General features: G+C 65.4%; 17 protein-coding genes. 8 read left to right on the top strand and 9 right to left on the bottom strand.

Translation table 11 applies throughout. The features are described from left to right. Nucleotides 1–109: 109 nt before the first annotated feature. Together rnr and sppA are read right to left on the bottom strand one after the other, a co-directional pair. Nucleotides 110–2,419 (bottom strand): ribonuclease R, encoded by a 2,310-nt coding sequence (gene rnr, locus MRBLSP13_RS13490; protein WP_363755256.1) that lies wholly within the window; start codon nucleotides 2,417–2,419, stop codon nucleotides 110–112. 274 nt (nucleotides 2,420–2,693) lie between these two features. Further along, the gene (gene sppA / locus MRBLSP13_RS13485; protein WP_363754984.1) at nucleotides 2,694–4,592 is read right to left on the bottom strand and encodes a signal peptide peptidase SppA; all 1,899 of its coding nucleotides are present in this window, start codon (nucleotides 4,590–4,592) and stop codon (nucleotides 2,694–2,696) included. Nucleotides 4,593–4,747: 155 nt separating this feature from the next. On the opposite strand from sppA, the gene gpmA reads away from it, so the two are divergent. The 8 genes from gpmA to MRBLSP13_RS13445 all read left to right on the top strand — a co-directional run bounded on the left by gpmA (nucleotide 4,748) and on the right by MRBLSP13_RS13445 (nucleotide 12,757). Beyond that, the gene (gpmA, locus tag MRBLSP13_RS13480; protein ID WP_363734532.1) at nucleotides 4,748–5,434 is read left to right on the top strand and encodes a 2,3-diphosphoglycerate-dependent phosphoglycerate mutase; all 687 of its coding nucleotides are present in this window, start codon (nucleotides 4,748–4,750) and stop codon (nucleotides 5,432–5,434) included. Nucleotides 5,435–5,559: 125 nt separating this feature from the next. Then, the gene (purE, locus tag MRBLSP13_RS13475) at nucleotides 5,560–6,054 is read left to right on the top strand and encodes a 5-(carboxyamino)imidazole ribonucleotide mutase (protein WP_363754982.1); all 495 of its coding nucleotides are present in this window, start codon (nucleotides 5,560–5,562) and stop codon (nucleotides 6,052–6,054) included. 1 nt (nucleotide 6,055) lies between these two features. Continuing rightward, nucleotides 6,056–7,126 carry a 5-(carboxyamino)imidazole ribonucleotide synthase gene (locus tag MRBLSP13_RS13470; protein WP_363754980.1) on the top strand — a complete coding sequence of 357 codons (1,071 nt, stop codon included), beginning with the start codon at nucleotides 6,056–6,058 and terminating at the stop codon, nucleotides 7,124–7,126. A gap of 98 nt (nucleotides 7,127–7,224) precedes the next feature. After that, nucleotides 7,225–7,758 carry a dihydrofolate reductase gene (locus MRBLSP13_RS13465; protein WP_363754978.1) on the top strand — a complete coding sequence of 178 codons (534 nt, stop codon included), beginning with the start codon at nucleotides 7,225–7,227 and terminating at the stop codon, nucleotides 7,756–7,758. An 8-nt stretch (nucleotides 7,759–7,766) separates the two neighbouring features. Next, on the top strand, nucleotides 7,767–8,705 hold the full coding sequence (locus tag MRBLSP13_RS13460) for a bifunctional riboflavin kinase/FAD synthetase (protein WP_363754976.1): 939 nt from the start codon (nucleotides 7,767–7,769) through the stop codon (nucleotides 8,703–8,705). A gap of 34 nt (nucleotides 8,706–8,739) precedes the next feature. Continuing rightward, on the top strand, nucleotides 8,740–11,691 hold the full coding sequence (ileS, locus tag MRBLSP13_RS13455) for an isoleucine--tRNA ligase (RefSeq protein WP_363754974.1): 2,952 nt from the start codon (nucleotides 8,740–8,742) through the stop codon (nucleotides 11,689–11,691). Nucleotides 11,692–11,834: 143 nt separating this feature from the next. After that, a complete protein-coding gene (gene lspA / locus MRBLSP13_RS13450; RefSeq protein ID WP_363735363.1) occupies nucleotides 11,835–12,347 on the top strand; it encodes a signal peptidase II in 513 nt (170 codons plus the stop codon). After that, a complete protein-coding gene (locus MRBLSP13_RS13445) occupies nucleotides 12,347–12,757 on the top strand; it encodes a DUF3035 domain-containing protein (RefSeq protein WP_133652272.1) in 411 nt (136 codons plus the stop codon). Before lspA ends, MRBLSP13_RS13445 begins: the two co-directional genes overlap by 1 nt. Before the next feature lie 14 nt (nucleotides 12,758–12,771). Here MRBLSP13_RS13445 and MRBLSP13_RS13440 read toward each other — a convergent pair whose 3' ends face one another. The 7 genes from MRBLSP13_RS13440 to MRBLSP13_RS13410 all read right to left on the bottom strand — a co-directional run bounded on the left by MRBLSP13_RS13440 (nucleotide 12,772) and on the right by MRBLSP13_RS13410 (nucleotide 18,677). After that, nucleotides 12,772–13,101: an ArsR/SmtB family transcription factor gene (locus MRBLSP13_RS13440; RefSeq protein ID WP_363754972.1), complete on the bottom strand. Its 330-nt coding sequence runs from the start codon at nucleotides 13,099–13,101 to the stop codon at nucleotides 12,772–12,774. Next, nucleotides 13,088–13,543: an SRPBCC family protein gene (locus MRBLSP13_RS13435; RefSeq protein ID WP_363754970.1), complete on the bottom strand. Its 456-nt coding sequence runs from the start codon at nucleotides 13,541–13,543 to the stop codon at nucleotides 13,088–13,090. Before MRBLSP13_RS13435 ends, MRBLSP13_RS13440 begins: the two co-directional genes overlap by 14 nt. Nucleotides 13,544–13,607: 64 nt before the next feature. Further along, nucleotides 13,608–15,542 carry a 1-deoxy-D-xylulose-5-phosphate synthase gene (gene dxs / locus MRBLSP13_RS13430; RefSeq protein WP_363734540.1) on the bottom strand — a complete coding sequence of 645 codons (1,935 nt, stop codon included), beginning with the start codon at nucleotides 15,540–15,542 and terminating at the stop codon, nucleotides 13,608–13,610. A 46-nt stretch (nucleotides 15,543–15,588) separates the two neighbouring features. Continuing rightward, on the bottom strand, nucleotides 15,589–16,059 hold the full coding sequence (locus MRBLSP13_RS13425; protein WP_363734541.1) for a Fur family transcriptional regulator: 471 nt from the start codon (nucleotides 16,057–16,059) through the stop codon (nucleotides 15,589–15,591). Nucleotides 16,060–16,111: 52 nt separating this feature from the next. Continuing rightward, nucleotides 16,112–16,438 carry a DUF423 domain-containing protein gene (locus MRBLSP13_RS13420; protein ID WP_363734542.1) on the bottom strand — a complete coding sequence of 109 codons (327 nt, stop codon included), beginning with the start codon at nucleotides 16,436–16,438 and terminating at the stop codon, nucleotides 16,112–16,114. Further along, nucleotides 16,435–18,255: a monovalent cation:proton antiporter-2 (CPA2) family protein gene (locus MRBLSP13_RS13415; RefSeq protein WP_363734543.1), complete on the bottom strand. Its 1,821-nt coding sequence runs from the start codon at nucleotides 18,253–18,255 to the stop codon at nucleotides 16,435–16,437. Before MRBLSP13_RS13415 ends, MRBLSP13_RS13420 begins: the two co-directional genes overlap by 4 nt. Continuing rightward, nucleotides 18,255–18,677 (bottom strand): iron-sulfur cluster assembly scaffold protein, encoded by a 423-nt coding sequence (locus tag MRBLSP13_RS13410; protein WP_363734544.1) that lies wholly within the window; start codon nucleotides 18,675–18,677, stop codon nucleotides 18,255–18,257. The genes MRBLSP13_RS13415 and MRBLSP13_RS13410 overlap by 1 nt, the downstream gene beginning before the upstream one ends. Nucleotides 18,678–18,704: the final 27 nt, after the last annotated feature.

Here is an 18,704-nt window from a genome sequence, read left to right as displayed (position 1 = left end):
AAAATGGGGCGGTCCTGCGGGACTGCCCCATTTCCGTTCGGGCCCATTTTCGTTCAGGCCATTTTCGTTCACTGGCATGCGGTAACAGGTTTACAGCGCATAGGGGCCTTCACCGCCGGTGCTTGCCCCGCTTCGCCCCCATGTGCCGTATGTTGGCCGGCCGCCCGCGCCGGACGCTGCCGGGCCGGACGCGATCCTTCTTGAAGCTCGGACGCTGGGGCAGGGCATCGGGCAGTTCGAAGCGCAAGGCCCCGTTGATCGGGTCCGCTTCGGCCAGCCGCAATTGCAGCCGCTGGCCGATCGTATATCGGTCCCCGCTCTCCACGCCCTCCAGCGCCCGCCCCGCCTCGTCAAAGAAGAAGCGCTCGTCGCCCAGGGTCGATACCGGCACCAGCCCGTCGCCGCCCAGCCCCTCGACCGTGGCGAAGAAGCCGAAGCTCTGCACTCCGGTGATCCGCGCCTCCACCAGGTCGCCGACATGCGCCGCCAGGAATGCCGCGACATAGCGGTCGATCGTCTCGCGTTCCGCCTCCATGGCGCGGCGCTCATGCTGGCTGATCATCTCGCCGACGCGGGCCATATTCTCCATATCCTCCCCGCTCAGCGAGGATCGGTCGGGTATATCCCCCTTGGGCGCGGGCAGCTCCAGCCCATAGGCGCCCACCAGCGCCCGATGCACCAGCAGGTCCGCATAGCGCCGGATCGGCGAGGTGAAATGCGCATAGGACCCCAGCGCCAGCCCGAAATGCCCCTGATTGGCGGGTGCATAATAGGCCTGCGTCTGGGTGCGCAGGATCTGCTCCATGATCTGGGGCTTCTCCTCCGCTTCGCCGACCCGGGCGATCAGCCGGTTGAAGGTGGCGGGCTTCACCACCTGGCCCAGGGCGAATTCGATGTCGAAGGTCGTAAGATAGTCCTTCAGCGCCACCAGCTTGTCCCGGCTCGGCGGTTCATGGACGCGGTACATGACCGGCGCCTTCTTCGCCTCCAGCGCCTTTGCCGCCGCGACATTGGCGGCGACCATATAATCCTCGATCAGCATATGCGCGTCGAGCCGCTCGCGCACCGCGACGCTGACGATCTTGCCATATTCGTCCAGCACCACCCGCCGCTCCGGCAGGTCCAGCGCCAGCGGCTCGCGCTTGTCCCGCGCCTTGCGCAGCAGCGCCCAGCAGGCCCAGAGCGGCTTCAGCGCCGTTTCCAGCAGCGGCTCCTCCCGCGTGCCGTCCATCGCCGCCTGCGCGTCCTCATAGGCCAGCACCGCCGCCACCTGGATCACCGCGCGGGAAAAGCGCCAGCTCTTCATCTTGCCCGCGGCATCCAGCACAAAATGACAGGCCAGCGCCGCCCGGTCCTCTCCCGCGCGCAGCGAACACATGTCGGAGGAAAGCTGGTGCGGCAGCATGGGCACCACCAGATCGGGGAAATAGACGCTGTTGCCGCGCTTCCGCGCCTCCCGGTCCAGCGCGCTGCCCGGCCGCACATAATAGCTGACGTCCGCGATCGCGACGATCGCCTTGTAGCCGCCCTCATTGGCCGGATCATCGTCCGGCGCGGCCCAGACCGCATCATCATGGTCCCGCGCGTCGACCGGGTCTATGGCGACGATGGGCAGGTGCCGCAGATCCTCCCGCTTCTCCTCATGCAGGGGGAGTCTGGAAGCCGCCACCGCCTCTTCCTCGACCCGCTCGGAAAAGACGTGGGGAATGCCGTGCTTGTGGATGGCGATCAGGCTGAAGCTGCGCGGCGCGAAGGGATCGCCCAATATGTCCGTCACCCGCGCCGTGATCCGGGGCGGGCGCCCCATCGGCTCGGCGAGCACCAGATCGCCCTTCTTCGCCGTGCCGGGGTCCGATATCGGCGTGTCCCTCCGAATGCGCTTGTCGACCGGGCGCAGCCACAGCTTGCCGCCGTCCGCCTCCTCGACCACGCCCAGCAATTCCTCGCTCGCCTTGGCAAGCTTCTTCATCGGATGCGCGACCCAGCCGCGCCCCGCTTCCTCGGTTCGCGCCAGGATCCGGTCGCCGATCGTCAGTGCGCCCCTCTTGCCCCGCTCCACGATGCGCAGCCGGGGCGCGGGCTGCCCCTCCGCCTCCCAGCGTTCCGGCGTGGCGATCAGGGTGGTGTCGTCGACATCGACGATGCGCAGCACGGTGACCTTCGGCACGCCGCCCATTTTGTGGAAGGCCCGCGCCGGACCGATGTCGATCAGCCCTTCGTCCGCCATGTCCTTCAGCAGCGCCTTGAGCGCGATCTTCTCCTGCCCCTTGAGACCGAACGCCTTTGCGATCTCCCGCTTTCCGGCCGGCTGGTCGGACGTGGCGATGAAATCCATCACCTGCTCGCGCGTCGGGAAACCGGCGGGCCGGACCTTGGTCCGGGCGGGGTCGGATTTCTTCTTCTTTTCGGTGGATGCCATGGACCAGCTATAGGGAGAGCGGTTCCGCCGCGCCAGTGCGGACCGCTTCAAAGTGTGGACCGCTTCAAATCGGGGCGGCAAGATCGGGAAGCGGATTTCGTGGAGTATCCGACCGGGTGGACAGGGAAGGCCTGAAGGGCTGCCTTCTCTCAAGCGCGCACCGTGTTCCTGCGCAGGCAGGAGCCCAGTCCTGCCCTTGGTGAATCATCGCAACAGTTGAACTGGACTCCTGCCTGCGCAGGAGCACAGGACGCTCAATGGCCAATAACGCCCATCACCGCCAAAACCCCAGCAACAGCGCCGCCAGTCCGTGCTCGTCGGGTTTTGCGACCCGCGGCGCGCCATAGCCCCGGCACTCCAGGCAATCGGCCCGCACGCCCGCGCCGCTCACCAGCGCGCGCACATCGGCAATGGCCTGCAATGCCCAGTTCCGCTGCACGATCGCCTGCCGCCCCAGCAGGTCGCTTCCGACCATGGCAGACGACGTCCCAGCATCATCCTCATCCTCCCGATCGATGATCGACTGGACGAATTCGGCGAACTTGTCGGGTTCCTTGGCGATGCGATAGGGCTTGGCCTTGGCCGGATCGACCTTTGCCAGCTTCGCCGCCTCGGCAATCGCCTCCTCCAGCCCGCCGAAGCGATCCACCAGCCCGATCTGCCGCGCCGTGCCGCCGTCCCAGACGCGACCCTGCGCGATGGCGTCGATCTGCTGGGGGGTCTTGCGCCGCGATTGCGCGACCAGCCCGACGAAGCGGCCGTAAATATCCTCGACCCCCATCTGCATGATCCGGTCGAATTCCGGCGTCGTGCCGCCGGCAATGTCCGGCTGGCCCGACAGCGGCGTTGTTTTCACCCCGTCCGTGGTGACGCCCATCTTCGCCAGCGTTCCCTCGAAACTGGGTATGATGCCGAACACGCCGATCGATCCGGTGATCGTATCGGGCTCCGCAAAGATCACATCGGCAGGCGTCGACACCCAATAGCCGCCGCTCGCCGCCACATTGCCCATCGATACCACGACGGGCAGCCCCTCGGATTTCGCTTCCATGATGGCGCTGCGGATCTTCTCCGACGCCATGACCGATCCGCCGGGCGAATCGACCCGGACCACCAGCGCCTTCAGATCCTTTTCCGCCAGCGTCTTGCGCAGCAGCGCCGAAATCGTGTCGCCCGCCGCCGTGCCCGGCCCGGCCTCGCCATCGACGATGTCGCCGGCAATGGTCAGCACGCCGATATCCCCGCCATTGGCGGGCTTGTGCGCCTTCATGTAGTTGCCAAGGTCGATGGCCGCGAAGTCGCCCGCCTTGTCGTCCGGTGCATCGCCCACGATCTCGGCCACCCGCGCGCCGAACGCCGCTTCATCACCCATCCTGTCGACCAGCCCGGCGCCCATCGCCGCCTTCGCCAGATTGCCGCCAGCGGCCTCGGCCAGGCTCGCAGGATTACGCACATAGGCCGCCAGCCTGGCCTTGGGCCGGACCTTTGCGACTTCCTGTTGCCAATCTTCCCAAAGCGCGTCCGCCAGCGCCTGGTTGGCTTGTTTCGCTTCGGGGGACTGGTCGGTCCGCGTGAAAGGCTCGACGAAGCTCTTGTAGGTGCCGACGCGATAGACATGGGTGTTGACGCCCAGCTTGTCGATCAGCCCCTTGTAATAGAGCCCGGAACCGCCGCGCCCGACGATGGCGACGCCGCCCAGCGGGTCCACCCAGCTTTCGCTCGCATGCGCGGCCAGCTGATAGCTGTCGTCGCTGTAGATGGTCGCATAGGCGAAGACCGGCTTCTTCGCCGCGCGCACCGCGTCCAGCGCCTTGCCGACCCGCGCCAGTGCGACCTGGCCGCCGCCCATGAAGCCGTCCAGGTTCAGCACGACGGCCTTCACCTTCCGGTCGTCCCGCGCCGCATCCAGCGCGGCGACGATATCGGCCAGCCCATATTCCTTCGCCCGGTCGTTCCGGCCGGTCAGCAGCGCCATCGGATCGACTTCCGACGGCTGCTCGACGATGGTCCCGTCCAGTTTCAGCAGCAGCGCGCCGCTGCCCACGCTCTGCGCAGGCTTGGGCGACCAGGACAGGGCGGCATAGAGCGCCCCGAAGAACATCAGCAGGAACAGCAGCACCAACCCGTCCTTGATGGCGACCAATATGCGCCACATGCCCTTCACAAATGCCAAGTTGCCGGTTCCTTCCTTCAGCTCCTGCCTGGGCTATCCCATCGACGGACCGACTGCAATGTGGGGGCGTGCGGGGGCCGCGCAAGCTTGCGTCGGATATTTCCGGCGCTATGGGAGGGCGCAATTCTTCGCTTCTCGTGCAGGAGACACGCTTCATGCCCACGCTCGTCCTCATCCGTCATGGCCAGTCGGCCTGGAACCTTGAAAACCGCTTCACCGGCTGGTGGGACGTGGACGTGACCGAAAAGGGCGCGGAGGAAGCCCGCGCCGCGGGCCGCCTGCTCAGGGAAAAGGGGCTGGATTTCGACCAGTGCTACACCTCCGTCCAGACCCGCGCGATCAAGACGCTGAACCTGGTGCTGGAGGAAATGGGCCGCCTGTGGCTGCCGGTCGAGAAGGACTGGCGCCTCAACGAGCGTCATTATGGCGGCCTCACCGGCCTCAACAAGGCGGAGACGGCGGCCAGGCATGGTGACGATCAGGTGAAGATCTGGCGCCGCAGCTTCGACACGCCGCCGCCGCCGCTGGAGGCGGGCAGCGAATTCGACCTGTCGAAGGACCGCCGCTATGCCGGCATCGCCATTCCGTCCACGGAATCGCTGAAGGACACCATCGCCCGCGTCCTGCCCTATTGGGAGGAGCGCATCGCCCCCGACCTCAAGGCCGGCAAGCGCGTCGTCATCTCTGCCCATGGCAATTCGCTCCGCGCTCTGGTGAAGCACCTCTCCAACATTCCGGACGATGAGATCACCGAACTGGAAATCCCCACCGGCCAGCCCATCGTCTACGACCTCGACGACGACCTGGCGGCCAGGGACCGCTATTATCTTTCGGAGCGGTAAAAATCCGACCTGCTTCCGCGCGGGGCGGCTGATGGGGTGGAACGAACCAAAATCCCGCATTGCCCCCCGCCAGTCGTCCCGCTAAGGGGCTTTGCTTTCCGCATTGGCAGGGAAGTGCGAAGCGAATGACCGGGGCAGTCGAAGCCGTGCAAGTCGGTATCATCATGGGCAGCCGATCCGATTGGGAAACGATGCGGCACGCGTCGGAAACGCTCGATGCGCTCGGCGTAACCCATGAATGCAAGGTCGTCTCCGCCCACCGCACGCCCCAGCGTCTCTACGATTATGCCACGGGCGCGGTCGACCGGGGGCTGAGGGTCATCATCGCCGGCGCGGGCGGGGCGGCGCATCTCCCCGGCATGACCGCCTCGATGACGCGCCTGCCCGTGCTGGGCGTGCCCGTGGAGTCCAAGGCGTTGAAGGGCATGGACAGCCTGCTGTCCATTGTCCAGATGCCGGGCGGCGTTCCCGTCGGCACGCTCGCCATCGGCAAGCCGGGCGCGATCAACGCCGCGCTGTTCGCCGCCTCCATCCTCGCCACGACGGATGCGGCGCTGGCGCAGCGTCTCGACGCCTGGCGCGAAAAGCAGACCAACGACGTAGCGGACACGCCCGAATAAGATGACCACCATCCCGCCCGGCTCCACCATCGGCATCCTCGGCGGCGGCCAGTTGGGCCGCATGATCGCCATCGCCGCCGCGCAGCTTGGCTATCGCACGCACATCTATGCGCCGGAAGGCAGCGGCCCGGCCGCCGATGTCTCGCCGCGCTGGACCCAGGGCGCCTATGAGGATGCCGCCGCGCTGGCGGCCTTCGCCGACAGCGTCGACGTCGTCACCTATGAGTTCGAGAATATCGATCCCTCGGCGGTCGAAGTCCTCGCCACCCACGGCCTCGTCCGCCCCGGCGCCCATGCGCTGCGCGTCGCGCAGGACCGCGTGGCGGAAAAGCGCTTCGTCTGCGGCCTGGGCGGCCTGACGGCGCCCTTCGCCCCGGTCGACAGCCTCGACGACCTTGAAGAGGCGCTCGACCAGATCGGCAGCCGCGCGATCCTCAAGACCAACCGCATGGGCTATGACGGCAAGGGGCAGGCGCGCCTCTCCGATCCCGGCGACGCGGTCGGCGCATGGAACGCCATCGGCCGCCAGAGCGCCATATTGGAGGGCTTCGTCACCTTTGCCGAGGAATTCTCCGTCATCCTCGTCCGCAGCGCCCATGGCGACATCCGCTTCTGGGACAGCGCCGCCAATGTCCACAAGGACGGCATTTTGGACAGCTCCACGGTTCCTGCCGGTACGCTGATCGAGGGACAGCTTGCCGAAGCCCGCTCCCTGGCGTCGAAGGTCGCCGAAGCGCTCGACTATGTCGGCGTCCTGACGCTGGAATTCTTCGCCAGCGCCGACGGCCCGGTCTTCAACGAAATGGCCCCGCGCGTCCACAATAGCGGCCACTGGACCATCGAAGGCGCGGTGACCAGCCAGTTCGAAAACCACGTCCGCGCGATCTGCGGTCTGCCGCTGGGCGCCACCGGCCTTGCCGCGGCAAGGGTCGAGATGCGCAACCTGATCGGGGTCGAGGCCAATGACTGGCTTCAGATCCTGTCCGACCCGGCCAACCACCTGCACCTCTATGGCAAGCATGAGGCACGCCCTGGCCGCAAAATGGGCCATGTCACGCGCCTGACCCTCTGATCGACCAGCCGCTCTCGCCCGTGTCTGGCGGGCAAATACCCGGTCCCGTCCCCCGTCAGGGCCCTTCTCTTCTTCCTGAAGGGCGTTAGGTAAGGCCCATGACCAGCTCATCCGAAATCGTCCTCATCCTTGCCCGCGCCGACAATGGCGTGATCGGCAAGGATGGCGACCTGCCCTGGCGTCTGCCCGCCGACCTCCGGCATTTCAAGGCGCTCACCCTCGGTCACCCGATGATCATGGGGCGCAAGACCTTCGACAGCCTGCCTGGCCTCCTTCCCGGCCGCCGCCATATCGTTCTCACCCGCGACCAAAGCTGGACGGGGGAGGGGGCGGAAACCGCCCATGGCCCGCACGAAGCCATCGCCATGGCCGGCGCCTCCACCGCCGCCGTCATCGGCGGCGCGGATATCTACGGTCTCTTCCTCCCGCTCGCGCACCGCATCGAACTTACCGAGGTTCATGTCGATGCGGACGGCGACACCCGCATCGCCTATCCCGACCCCGCTGAATGGCGGGAAAGCGCGCGGCAGGACCATCCGGCCGAAAATGGCCGTCCCGCCTACAGCTTCGTCACTTTCCATCGTAGGGCAGGGACCGCCGCGCATTGCCAGCGGCCGGACGCGCCCCTATAGCGCCCCCCATGGAGCGGCTGCACAGCAGCGCCCCGATGCCCGCCCATCTGCGGGGCAGCATCATGGCGCTGGGGAATTTCGACGGATTTCACGCTGGGCACCAGGCCGTGGCCCGCCGCGCCATGGAGCTTGCCCGCGCGCAGGGCCGCCCGGCGATCATCGCCACCTTCGATCCGCATCCGATGCGGCTCTTTCGCCCGGAAACACCCTGGTTCCGCCTGACCAGCCTGAACCAGCGCGAACGCCTCTTCGCCCGGGCCGGCGCCGACGCCATGCTGGTGTTCGACTTTACCCGCGAACTGGCCGCGCTGGACCCGCTGTCCTTCGTCCGCTTGCTGGTCGAATGGGGCGTGGCCGGCGTCGTCACCGGGGAGGATTTCACCTTCGGCAAGGATCGCGCCGGTTCCACCCAGACACTGGCGGAACTGGGCGGCCCCCTTGGCCTCGTCGCCCAGGCCGTGCCGCCCGTCACCGGCACGGACGGCGGGATCATCTCCTCCACCGGCATCCGCAAGGCGCTCCAGTCCGGCGACTGCGCGACCGCCACTCGCCTGCTGACGCGCCCCTTCGCGATTGAAGGCATGGTCCAGCATGGCGACAAGCTCGGGCGCACCATCGGCTTTCCCACCGCCAATATTGACCTCGGCCATTATCTGCGGCCCCGCTACGGCATCTACGCGGTGCGCGGGCTTCTCCCCGACGGCAGGGTGCTGGACGGCGCGGCCAATCTGGGCATCCGCCCCAGCTTCGATCCGCCCAAGGAACTGCTGGAGCCGCATTTCTTCGACTTCGCCGAAAACCTCTATGATCAGGTCATCGAGGTCCAGCTCATCCACTTCCTCCGACCCGAAGCCAGATATGACGGCCTCGACCCGCTGATGGCGGCGATCGCGAAGGATTGCGAGGACGCACGGCAAATCCTTGCGGGAACGCCACACCTCGCCTAATGCCGCGCGGTTGAATTAACGCGCGCGGACCCAAATGACCGACCAGCCTAGCCAAGAAACCAAAGATTATAAGAGCACCGTTTTCCTGCCCGTCACCGACTTTCCGATGAAAGCGGGTCTCGCGCAGAAGGAACCGGCCATTCTCGCGCGCTGGGAGGAAATGGACCTTTACGGCAAGCTGCGCGATCGGCGGAAGGGCCGGACGCGCTTCATCCTCCACGACGGCCCGCCCTATGCCAATGGCGACATTCATATGGGCCATGCGATGAACAAGGTGCTCAAGGACATCATCGTCCGCAGCCAGTCCTTGCTCGGCAAGGACGCGCCCTATGTCCCCGGCTGGGACTGCCACGGCCTTCCTATCGAATGGAAGATCGAGGAGGAATATCGCAAGAAGAAGCAGAACAAGGACGAGGTTCCCGCACAGGAATTCCGCGCCCAGTGCCGCGCCTATGCGGACAAGTGGGTGGGCGTGCAGAAGGAACAGTTCAAGCGTCTTGGCGTCATGGGCGATTGGGACGATCCCTATCTCACCATGAAGTTCGACGCCGAAGCCACGATCGTCGGCGAACTGCTGAAATTCGCGGAAAGCGGCCAGCTCTATCGCGGCGCCAAGCCCGTCATGTGGTCCCCGGTCGAAAAGACCGCGCTGGCCGAGGCGGAGGTCGAATATGAGGACATCGTCTCGACCCAGATCGACGTGGCGTTCGAGATTGTCGAGGCGCCCAACGCGCCGGAACTGGTCGGCGCCCATGCGGTGATCTGGACGACGACGCCATGGACGATCCCGGTCAATCAGGCCTTGGCCTATGGGCCGGAGGTTGAGTATGTGGCGCTCGAGTTGGCGACAGTAAACCACCTCAAGACTGAGCACGCCTATGATCTGTCGAAGATCGAAAAATGGGCGATGCGGAAGTTTGTGGTTGCCAACGACCCCGCACTTATTGCCGAATTCCTCAAGCGTGTCGGCAAAGCGCTTTCTCACGAAAACCAACCGCACGAAGTTAGCGTTCACGTATCGAACACGACTTGGAAGGGCAAAGGCTCCCAACTCGCCGGAGCCGTCGCCCGCCACCCGATGCACGCCCTAGGCGGCTTCTTCGCCAAGCCCCGCCCGTTCCTCGCAGGCGATTTCGTCACCACCGATGCGGGCACTGGCCTAGTCCACATGGCGCCCGACCATGGCGAGGACGACTTCGCGCTCTGCAAGGCGAACGGCATCAACCCGGTCTTCGCCGTCGAGAATGACGGCAAATATCGCGAGGACTGGCTCTGGCTCGGCGGCCAGGGCTCCGTCATCAACCCCAAATTCGTCAGCAAGGACGGCCCGATCTGCACCGACCTGCGCGAAGCCGGCGGGCTGCTGGCCGCGTCCGACGATTTCAAGCACAGCTATCCCCATAGCTGGCGCTCCAAGGCGAAGATCATCTTCCGCTGCACCCCCCAATGGTTCATCCCGATGGACCAGCGGCAGGCGGGCGCGGTGGTCGAAGCGGGCGAGGGCATCCTGCCCACCCCGATCGTCACCAACGACCCGACCCTGCGCGAACTGGCGCTCGACGCGATCGAACACACCCGCTGGGTGCCGGAACGCTCGACCAACCGCATCCGCTCGATGGTGGAGGGCCGCCCCGACTGGGTCATCAGCCGCCAGCGCGCCTGGGGCGTGCCCATCGCGCTCTATGTTCATCGCAAGACCGGCGAATATCTTGTTGATAAGGCGGTCAATGCCCGCATCATAGAGGCATTCAAGGGCGCAGGTGCCGACGCCTGGTTCGGCGCCGACCATCAGGCACTGCTCGGCCCCGATTACGACCTCAACGACTATGAGGTGGTGAACGACATTCTCGACGTCTGGTTCGACAGCGGCTCGACCCACAGCTTCGTGGTGGAAGGCCGCTATGGCCCCGATGCCCGCGCCGACCTCTATCTCGAAGGCTCCGACCAGCATCGCGGCTGGTTCCAGTCGTCCCTGCTGGAGAGCAGCGGCACCCGCGGCCGCGCGCCCTATGACGCCGTCCTCACCCACGGCTTCGCGCTTGACGGGCAGGGCCGCAAGATGTCGAAGAGCCTCGGCAATGTGGTCGACCCGCTGAAGATCATCGCCGAAAGCGGCTCCGACATTCTCCGCGTCTGGGTCGCCAGCACCGACTATTTCGACGACGTCCGCATCGGCAAGGAAGTGCTGGCCGGCTCCTCCGACGCCTATCGGAAATTACGCAATACTTTCCGGTACCTGCTCGGCGCTCTTTCCGATTTCTCCGAAGAGGAGAGGTTGCCCGTCGCTCAGATGCCGGAACTGGAGCGCTACATGCTCCATCTGCTGGCAAAGCTCGACGCCGATCTCCGCAGCGTGGTCGACAAGGCGGCCGACAGCGAGAACTGGCTGGAATTCAGCCGCTACACCCGCGCGCTGATGGATTTCGCGAACAGCGACCTCTCGGCCTTCTTCTTCGATATCCGCAAGGACTGCCTCTATTGCGACGCGAAGGCGGACCCGAAGCGCCGCGCCTACCGCACCGTGCTCGACACGCTGTTCCACGCACTGGTCCGCTACGCCGCGCCGATCATCCCCTTCACGGCTGAGGAAGTGTGGCAAAGTCGCTATCCAAACCCCGAAGAAAGCGTCCATTTCCTTGAATGGCCGGAGGTCGATGCCGCCTGGCTCGACCAGGGTCTGGATGACAAATGGGCCGAAATCCGCAACCAGCGCGATCAGGTCAACGAAGCCATAGAGCCGCTGCGCCGCGAAAAGATCATCCGCTCCAGCTTGGAGGCCGATGTCACCATGGGCCAACTGGTTCCCAGTGACGGTGTGAACTTCGCCGAAATCGCCATCGTTGCCCGTATCGAAACGGGCAAGGGAGACGGCATCATCGTCCAGCCGAGCGAATGGCACAAATGCGGCCGCTGCTGGCGCCTGCTGCCTGAAGTCCAGGAAGACGGCACGCTTTGTCAGCGTTGTGACGAGGTGCTCGCCGGATAAAACTTCCTTCTGTCCTACAGCCGGATTCCTCGGCTATAGCCCTGACGACGCAGGCTGTGGCGAGTGAACAAGACAATAATGGCGTTTTTCTGGGGTTCTATCGTGTCACCTATGTCGCTCAAATCCGTGCCGGTTCAGCGCTGATGGCCGCCGTCAACCACCGCCCCCTGGGCCTGGCCGTCGCGATCGTCACGCTGGTGCTGGACCAGTTGGTCAAATATACGGTCACCTATCCGCTGGCGCTGAAAAGCCGGATGGACGAGGGCATAGAGATCCTGCCGATCTTCCGCCTGCGCTGGCTGGAAAATCGCGGCGTTTCCATGGGCTTCTTCCACGCCGACACCAACCTGATGCGCTGGATACTCGTCGGCATGACCATGCTGATCGCGGGCTTCGTGGCCGTGTGGATGTGGCGCGAAAAGGCGCGTCAGGACGTTGTCGCGCTTGGGCTGGTGCTGGGCGGCGCCATCGGCAATATCGTCGATCGCATGCGCCTTGGCTATGTGGTCGATTATGCCGACCTGCATTTCGGCGAGTGGCGACCTTTCCTGATTTTCAACCTGGCCGACGCGGCCATCACTTTCGGCGTGCTGATCCTGCTTGCGCGGGCGCTTCTGCTGCGCGAGAAGGGCGCAAAGACGGAGTCAATGAACTGATGCGTAAACTGATCCTCGCCGCTGGCCTTATTTCGATGCTGTCCGCTTGCGGCGGTGGCGGCGGCCTCTTCAACCGTTCACGTCCCGACGAATTCGCCGTTTCGCGTCAGGCTCCGCTGGTGATCCCGCCTGACTTCGCGCTGGTTCCGCCCGCGCCCGGCACGCCTGCCGCGGCCTCCGTCGATTCGAGCAAGGCTGCGATGGAGGCGATGTTCGGTGGTCCCGCCGCCCGCAGCCCGGGCGAAAGCGCCACGTTGAACGCCGCCGGGCGCGCCAACGCGGCTGCCGGCATCCGTTCTTCCGTCGGTGATCCTGCAACCGAAGTGGTCGACAAGGGCGCCACTACCCGCGACATCATCGCCGCTCCCGAAGGTGACGGCCAGGACGCGCGCGCGGCCACGCCGCAATAATCGGTCAGCGGGATTCAGGGCTGGTTCTCGACGAAATCCTTGAACCGGCCCAAAGTCCCGTCCCACTGGCTTTCGACCTTCGCGAGCCAATCCCTGGCCTCTGCAACGCCCTCGGGCCGCAAACGGAACAGCGCCTCCCGTCCCGACCTGGTCCGGTTGACCAGCCCGGCGCCGAGCAGGACGTCCAGATGCTTTGCCACCGCCTGACGGCTGATCGGCAATCCGTGGCCCAACTGACCGATCGAACGCTCTCCCCCATCGGAAAGGCGGCCGATCAGGTCCAGCCGCGTCGCATCGCCCAGGGCCGCAAACAGCCGGGCCGACGCAGCGTCAACGTTCGGCATAATCGCGAATATTCTTCACCTGCTCGGCCCAGCCGCCGTCATTGTCCCGCATGACATTGCTCCGGCGTGGTTCGGGTACCCCGTCGAACCCGCTTTCCCTGACGGTCAGCCGCGTGCCCGCCGCGGCCGGCTCCAATATGAACTCGACCAGCGTCCATTCGGCCACGGCTACGCCGCTTTCCATCAATTGCTTGTCGCCTCCGGTCGCCGGCCATTCATAGGCGAATCGCGTCATCGGCTTGATCGCCACGACCCGCGCTTCCCAGCGATAATCCTCATATCCCGGATAGGTCATGTGCCCGGTCGATGCCTGACCCACGACAAAGGGCTGGTCCAGCGCAACCCGGAACCAGCTCCCGAACTTTTTATGATCGATCAGCGCATCCCACACCCTCTCGACGGGCGCAGCGATCTCTATCGTCTTGATGATGGAATCAGGCATATAGGCAACCTCCAGATTGCCTATATAGACTTTCAAGCAGATCATGCAACTTTATGGTTGCTTATTACGCCCGAACTTCGCTCCCTATGCCAGCGCTGTTGTGACGCAGCGCGGTCAGCACGGTGTCGACAATGGCACTCGCGTCCAGCCGCGCGTCGGCATATTGCTTTTCCGGCTTGTCCTGGTCCTGGAAGACGTCAGGCAGCCGCATGGTCCGCAATTTGAGGCCGTTGTCGATCAGTCCCTGGTCGCTGGCCAGCGTCAGCACATGGGCGCCAAGGCCGCCAACAGACCCTTCCTCGATGGTCACGGCGACCTCATGCGTGGTCAACAATCTGCGGATCAGCGCTTCGTCCAGCGGCTTGGCAAAGCGCAGATCCGCAACGGTGGCCGACAGCCCCTTGGCCTCCAGCGTTTCCGCGGCCTTCAGCGCTTCCTCCAGCCGGGTACCGAGCGACAGGATCGCCACCTGTCGCCCCTCCCGCACGATCCTGCCCTTGCCGATTTCCAGCCTTTCCGGCGTGGCGGGCAGGGCGACGCCCGTGCCGTTGCCGCGCGGATAGCGCACCGCAATCGGCCCCTCGTCGTACAGAGCGCAGCTATGCACCATATGGACCAGTTCCGCCTCGTCCGCTGCCGCCATCACGACGAAATTGGGCAGGCTGGCGAGATAGGTCACGTCAAAGCTGCCGGCATGGGTCGATCCGTCGGCGCCGACCAGGCCGGCGCGGTCGATGGCGAAGCGCACCGGCAGATTCTGGATCGCCACGTCATGCACGACCTGATCATAGGCGCGCTGCAGGAAGGTCGAATAAATGGCGCAGAAGGGCCGCATGCCCTGCGCGGCAAGCCCGGCTGCGAAGGTTACGGCATGCTGTTCGGCAATGCCGACGTCGAAGGTCCGGTCGGGAAAGGCGGCGCCGAACTTGTCCAGCCCGGTTCCCGAAGGCATGGCCGCCGTGATCGCGCATATCGTCGGGTCGCGTTGTGCCTCAGCGATCAGCGCCTGGGCGAAGACGCCGGTATAGCTCGGCGGGCCGGGGGGAGCCTTGTCCTGCGTGCCGGTGACGACGTCGAACTTCTGAACGCCATGATATTTGTCCGCCGCTGCTTCGGCCGGGGCATAGCCCTTGCCCTTCTGCGTCACGACATGGACGAGGCACGGCCCCTCCGCCGCGTCGCGGACATTTTCCAGCACCGGGATCAACTGGTCGAGATTATGCCCGTCGATCGGCCCGACATAATAGAATCCCAGTTCCTCGAACAGCGTGCCGCCCATCGCCATGCCGCGCGCAAATTCGTCGGTCTTGCGCGCCGCGTTGTGAAGCGGGCGCGGAAGGCGCCGCGCGAGCCGCTTGGCAAGGTCGCGCAGGCCCAGAAACTCCCGGCTGGACACCAGCCGCGCCAGATAGGCGGAAAGGCCGCCGACCGGCGGTGCGATCGACATGTCATTGTCGTTGAGGATCACGATCAGCCGGTTGCCGGCCTCCCGGGCGTTGTTCATCGCCTCATAGGCCATGCCCGCCGACATGGAGCCGTCGCCAATGACGGCGATCGCCTTGCCGGGCTGGCCCTTCATCCTGTTCGCCACCGCAAAGCCGAGGGCCGCGCTGATCGAGGTGGAGCTGTGCGCCGCGCCGAACGGATCGAACTCGCTCTCCGCCCGCTTGGTGAAGCCGCTGAGGCCGCCGCCCTGCCGCAGCGTGCGGATGCGGTCGCGCCGCCCGGTCAGGATCTTGTGCGGATAGCATTGATGGCCGACGTCCCACACCAGCCTGTCGTTCGGCGTGTCGAACACATAATGAATCGCCGTGGTCAGTTCCACCACGCCAAGGCCGGAGCCCAGATGACCGCCCGTCACGCCGACGGCGGAAATCATCTCCTGCCGCAATTCATCGGCCAGTTGCCGAAGCTGACCCGATTGCAGCTTTCGCAGGTCCGCGGGCCAGACGACCTGGTCGAGCAGCGGGGTGGAAGGACGATCGTTCATATAAGACATAGACTCCCGGCCGCGCTAAGCCGTTCCGATTCGAAGCGCAACGCCATCACGCGGCGCATCTGGCGCAGAGGCCCAATATCTCGATGACGGGTCGATCCGGGTGAAAACCCTCGCCGCGGGCGACGGCGCGGACCTTGTCCGTCACCTTGTCGTCGTCGACATGCGCCGCCTGCTTGCAGCGGGTGCAGACGAGGAAGATGCAGTCATGGTGACAGCCCGGATGCGCATTGGCGATATAGGCATTGGCGCTTTCCACCCGCATCGCGATGTTGTTGTTCACGAACAGGTCGAGGATGCGATAGACGCTGTTGGGGGCGACCCGCTTGCCACGCGCCTTGGATACGCTGTCGGCGATGTCATAGGCTGATGCCGGGGTATTTTGCGCTGCCAGAGCGTCGAAAATGGCTGCGCGCATCGGCGTCCATTGCTCCTGGCTCGCCTCCAGCGTGGCGCGGGCTGCATCCGCCAGGCTGTCGCCTGACGGTTCAAGATGGTCATGATGATGATGATCGGCCATGGGTTCAATCTAAGCCTGGGTTGGTGCGGGGGCAAGTGGCGGCCTGGATCTGTCATCCCCGCCAGTAGATCCAGGCAGTCCATATCCAGCCTGCGATCATCAGCGTTCCGCCGATGGGCGTGACCGCGCCCAGCCATTTCGGCGCGCCGAGTGCCATGGCATAGAGAGAGAACGCGAAGATCGCCGCTCCGCCCAGTTGCAGCGCCGCCGGACCCCGCGCCACCCCCATGATGGCAAGCGCGCCGACCGCATGGATCAGTTGATACAGCCCGCCGGTGCGCAACCATTCCGCTGCCTGCGGATTGGCCGCGCCATGCGCGCCAAAGGCGCCTGCCGCTATCGCCACGGCTGCCGACAATGCCGCCAGAACACCGATCATGCTTCTTCCTCCCCGTCGCCGCGCGCCAGCAGGCGCATTCGCCTGCCTGGTCGATACATTAATTCCTTCGCAGCCATCAGAGTGCCATGCTCGATCTGCAGTTCCATGCGCTGCTCGTCATTGCGGCGATACTGCCGCTCCACCTCCTCCACCTCACCGGCCGGAACGCCGAGCGCTTCCATCGCCTGCACGCCCATGCAGATAGCCGATTCGAACACCTCGCGCACGACCCCGGCCAGATCCATGTCCCTGAGCGCCAGCAATTGCCGGCGGTCGAAGGCGCGTACCAGCAAGGCCGCCTGGGGAAAGGCCTCGGCTATGGGTTCCAGCACCCGCGCGTCGAGCGAAGGATCATCGATGCAGAAGGCGATCAGTCGCGCCTCTTCCCCGCCCGAACGGCGCAGCAGGTCGATGCGCGTGCCGTCGCCATAATAGACCTTCATGTCGAAGCGGCTGGACACCTCGATCTGGGACGGCTTCTTGTCGATCAACACGACGCCGAAGCCATGGCCCATCAGCATCTGGGCGACCGTCTGCCCGAACCGGCCATAGCCCACGATGATCGCGGTGCCGCGCGGCGCGTCTTCGGGAACGGAAAAGTCCCCCTTCACCTTGGGTTTGGCGAATTCCAGCTTGCGCGCGAACAGCATCAGGAAGGGCGTCGTCGCCATGGAGAAGGTGACGATCGCACTGAACAGGCTGGCGGCCTGGGGCGCGATCAGCAGGGCGCCCTGCGCCTGTGCGAACAGCACGAAGCCGAATTCGCCGCCCTGGCTCAACAGCAGGCCCGAGCCGATGGCCTGGTTCCATTCCATGCCGAACAATCGGGCAAGGCCGGTGATCAACGCGGCCTTGGTCAGCACCAATATCACCGCCATGCCGATGACGAACAGGGGATTGGCCGCCACCGCATGCAGGTCCAGCACCATGCCGACTGCCAGGAAGAACAGGCCGAGCAGGATGGAACGGAAGGGTTCGACATCCGCCTCTATCTCGTGCCGGTAGGGCGAATCCGCCAGCATCACGCCGGCCACGAAAGCGCCGAGCGCGGTGGAAAGGTGCAGCGCGTGCATCAGCGCCGCCGCTGCCAGCACGGTGAACAGGCCGACCACGACGAACAGTTCCCGCTCGCCCAGGCGCCCCACCAGGCGGAGCAGCGGACGCAGGATGAACCGGCCGGCCAGCACCAGCCCGGCAATGGCGGCCACTGTATAGCCGGCCATCATCCATCCCGGCGGACCGCCCACATCGGCCGGATTGCGGGACAGGGCCGCCACGATCGTGATCAGCGGGACGATCGAGAGATCCTGGAACAGCAGGATCGAGAACACCTTTTCACCAAAGGGCGAATTGATCCGCCCGCTGCTTTTGAGGCCCGGCAGCACCTGCGCCGTGGAGGACAGCGCCAGGGGCAGTCCCAGCGCGATGGCCGCGCCCCAGGTGAAGCCCGTGGTGTAGAAGATGATCGCCGTCAGCGCGCAGCCGCACAGCACCACCTGTGCCGCGCCCAGGGCAAAGATGTCGCGCTTCAGCCGCCATAGGCGGGCCGGATGCAATTCGAGCCCGACGAGGAACAACAGCAGCACGATGCCGATCTCGGCTATGGCGAGCTTCGATTCCGCTCCGCCGACGAGCCTCAGTCCCTGCGGCCCCACCAGCGCGCCCGCGACCAGATAACCGAGCACGGCGCCCAATCCCAGGCGGCGGAACAGGATGACGAACAGGACCGCCGCGCCGAGCAGGATAACGCCCTCGGACAATAATATGTCGGTAGCGGACACGGGAACCACGGCGGTCGACGCAAGCTGATCCTGCATCAGGCGTCGGCCATGCGCGCCGCTTCGGCAATGGCTTCGAAGCCCAGCCGGATGGAGGCGTGGCGAGCCGGATAGTCGCGGGCAGGGGCAAGGACAGCCAGCCCCGGCCAGAAATCCAGTTCATCGCTCTCCCCCGCCAGATAGGCGGTGAGCCGGTCGCGCGCGTCCGCCAGTTCATCGGCGGTAAGGCCGATCGCCTGCGCAGCCATCAGTGCCGCGGATGCCTGCCCCAGGGCGCAGGCCTTCACGTCCAGCCCGATGTCGGCGATCCGGCCATTTTCCATCCTGACGTCAGCGGTCACCCGCGACCCGCAGGTGGGCGACCGCTTCTCGACGCTCGCCTGCGCGTCGGGCAGCCGCCTGTGATGGGGTATGTTCGCGGCCAGCCGCAAAATGTCCTTGTTGTAGAGAGGGGCGCTCATGCCGATCCATGTAGGGCAGGAAGCGCG

The sequence above is a fragment of the Sphingobium sp. LSP13-1-1.1 genome, assembly GCF_040676415.1.
Classification (GTDB): Bacteria; Pseudomonadota; Alphaproteobacteria; order Sphingomonadales; family Sphingomonadaceae; genus Sphingobium.
The sequence above is the reverse complement of the archived record's forward strand: the minus strand, read 5'-3'. Positions and strand labels throughout refer to the sequence as shown.

What these genes read in the sequence shown, in the direction of transcription:
- MRBLSP13_RS13470 (WP_363754980.1), top strand. Translation starts at nt 6,056, where the DNA reads ATGACCACCATCCCGCCCGGCTCCACCATCGGCATCCTCGGCGGCGGC.
- ileS (WP_363754974.1), top strand. Translation starts at nt 8,740, where the DNA reads ATGACCGACCAGCCTAGCCAAGAAACCAAAGATTATAAGAGCACCGTT.
- lspA (WP_363735363.1), top strand. Translation starts at nt 11,835, where the DNA reads ATGGCCGCCGTCAACCACCGCCCCCTGGGCCTGGCCGTCGCGATCGTC.
- rnr (WP_363755256.1), bottom strand. Translation starts at nt 2,419, where the DNA reads ATGGCATCCACCGAAAAGAAGAAGAAATCCGACCCCGCCCGGACCAAG.
- MRBLSP13_RS13460 (WP_363754976.1), top strand. Translation starts at nt 7,767, where the DNA reads ATGGAGCGGCTGCACAGCAGCGCCCCGATGCCCGCCCATCTGCGGGGC.
- MRBLSP13_RS13425 (WP_363734541.1), bottom strand. Translation starts at nt 16,059, where the DNA reads ATGGCCGATCATCATCATCATGACCATCTTGAACCGTCAGGCGACAGC.
- MRBLSP13_RS13410 (WP_363734544.1), bottom strand. Translation starts at nt 18,677, where the DNA reads ATGAGCGCCCCTCTCTACAACAAGGACATTTTGCGGCTGGCCGCGAAC.
- MRBLSP13_RS13435 (WP_363754970.1), bottom strand. Translation starts at nt 13,543, where the DNA reads ATGCCTGATTCCATCATCAAGACGATAGAGATCGCTGCGCCCGTCGAG.
- MRBLSP13_RS13415 (WP_363734543.1), bottom strand. Translation starts at nt 18,255, where the DNA reads ATGCAGGATCAGCTTGCGTCGACCGCCGTGGTTCCCGTGTCCGCTACC.
- purE (WP_363754982.1), top strand. Translation starts at nt 5,560, where the DNA reads ATGACCGGGGCAGTCGAAGCCGTGCAAGTCGGTATCATCATGGGCAGC.
- MRBLSP13_RS13420 (WP_363734542.1), bottom strand. Translation starts at nt 16,438, where the DNA reads ATGATCGGTGTTCTGGCGGCATTGTCGGCAGCCGTGGCGATAGCGGCA.
- MRBLSP13_RS13445 (WP_133652272.1), top strand. Translation starts at nt 12,347, where the DNA reads ATGCGTAAACTGATCCTCGCCGCTGGCCTTATTTCGATGCTGTCCGCT.
- dxs (WP_363734540.1), bottom strand. Translation starts at nt 15,542, where the DNA reads ATGTCTTATATGAACGATCGTCCTTCCACCCCGCTGCTCGACCAGGTC.
- MRBLSP13_RS13440 (WP_363754972.1), bottom strand. Translation starts at nt 13,101, where the DNA reads ATGCCGAACGTTGACGCTGCGTCGGCCCGGCTGTTTGCGGCCCTGGGC.
- MRBLSP13_RS13465 (WP_363754978.1), top strand. Translation starts at nt 7,225, where the DNA reads ATGACCAGCTCATCCGAAATCGTCCTCATCCTTGCCCGCGCCGACAAT.
- gpmA (WP_363734532.1), top strand. Translation starts at nt 4,748, where the DNA reads ATGCCCACGCTCGTCCTCATCCGTCATGGCCAGTCGGCCTGGAACCTT.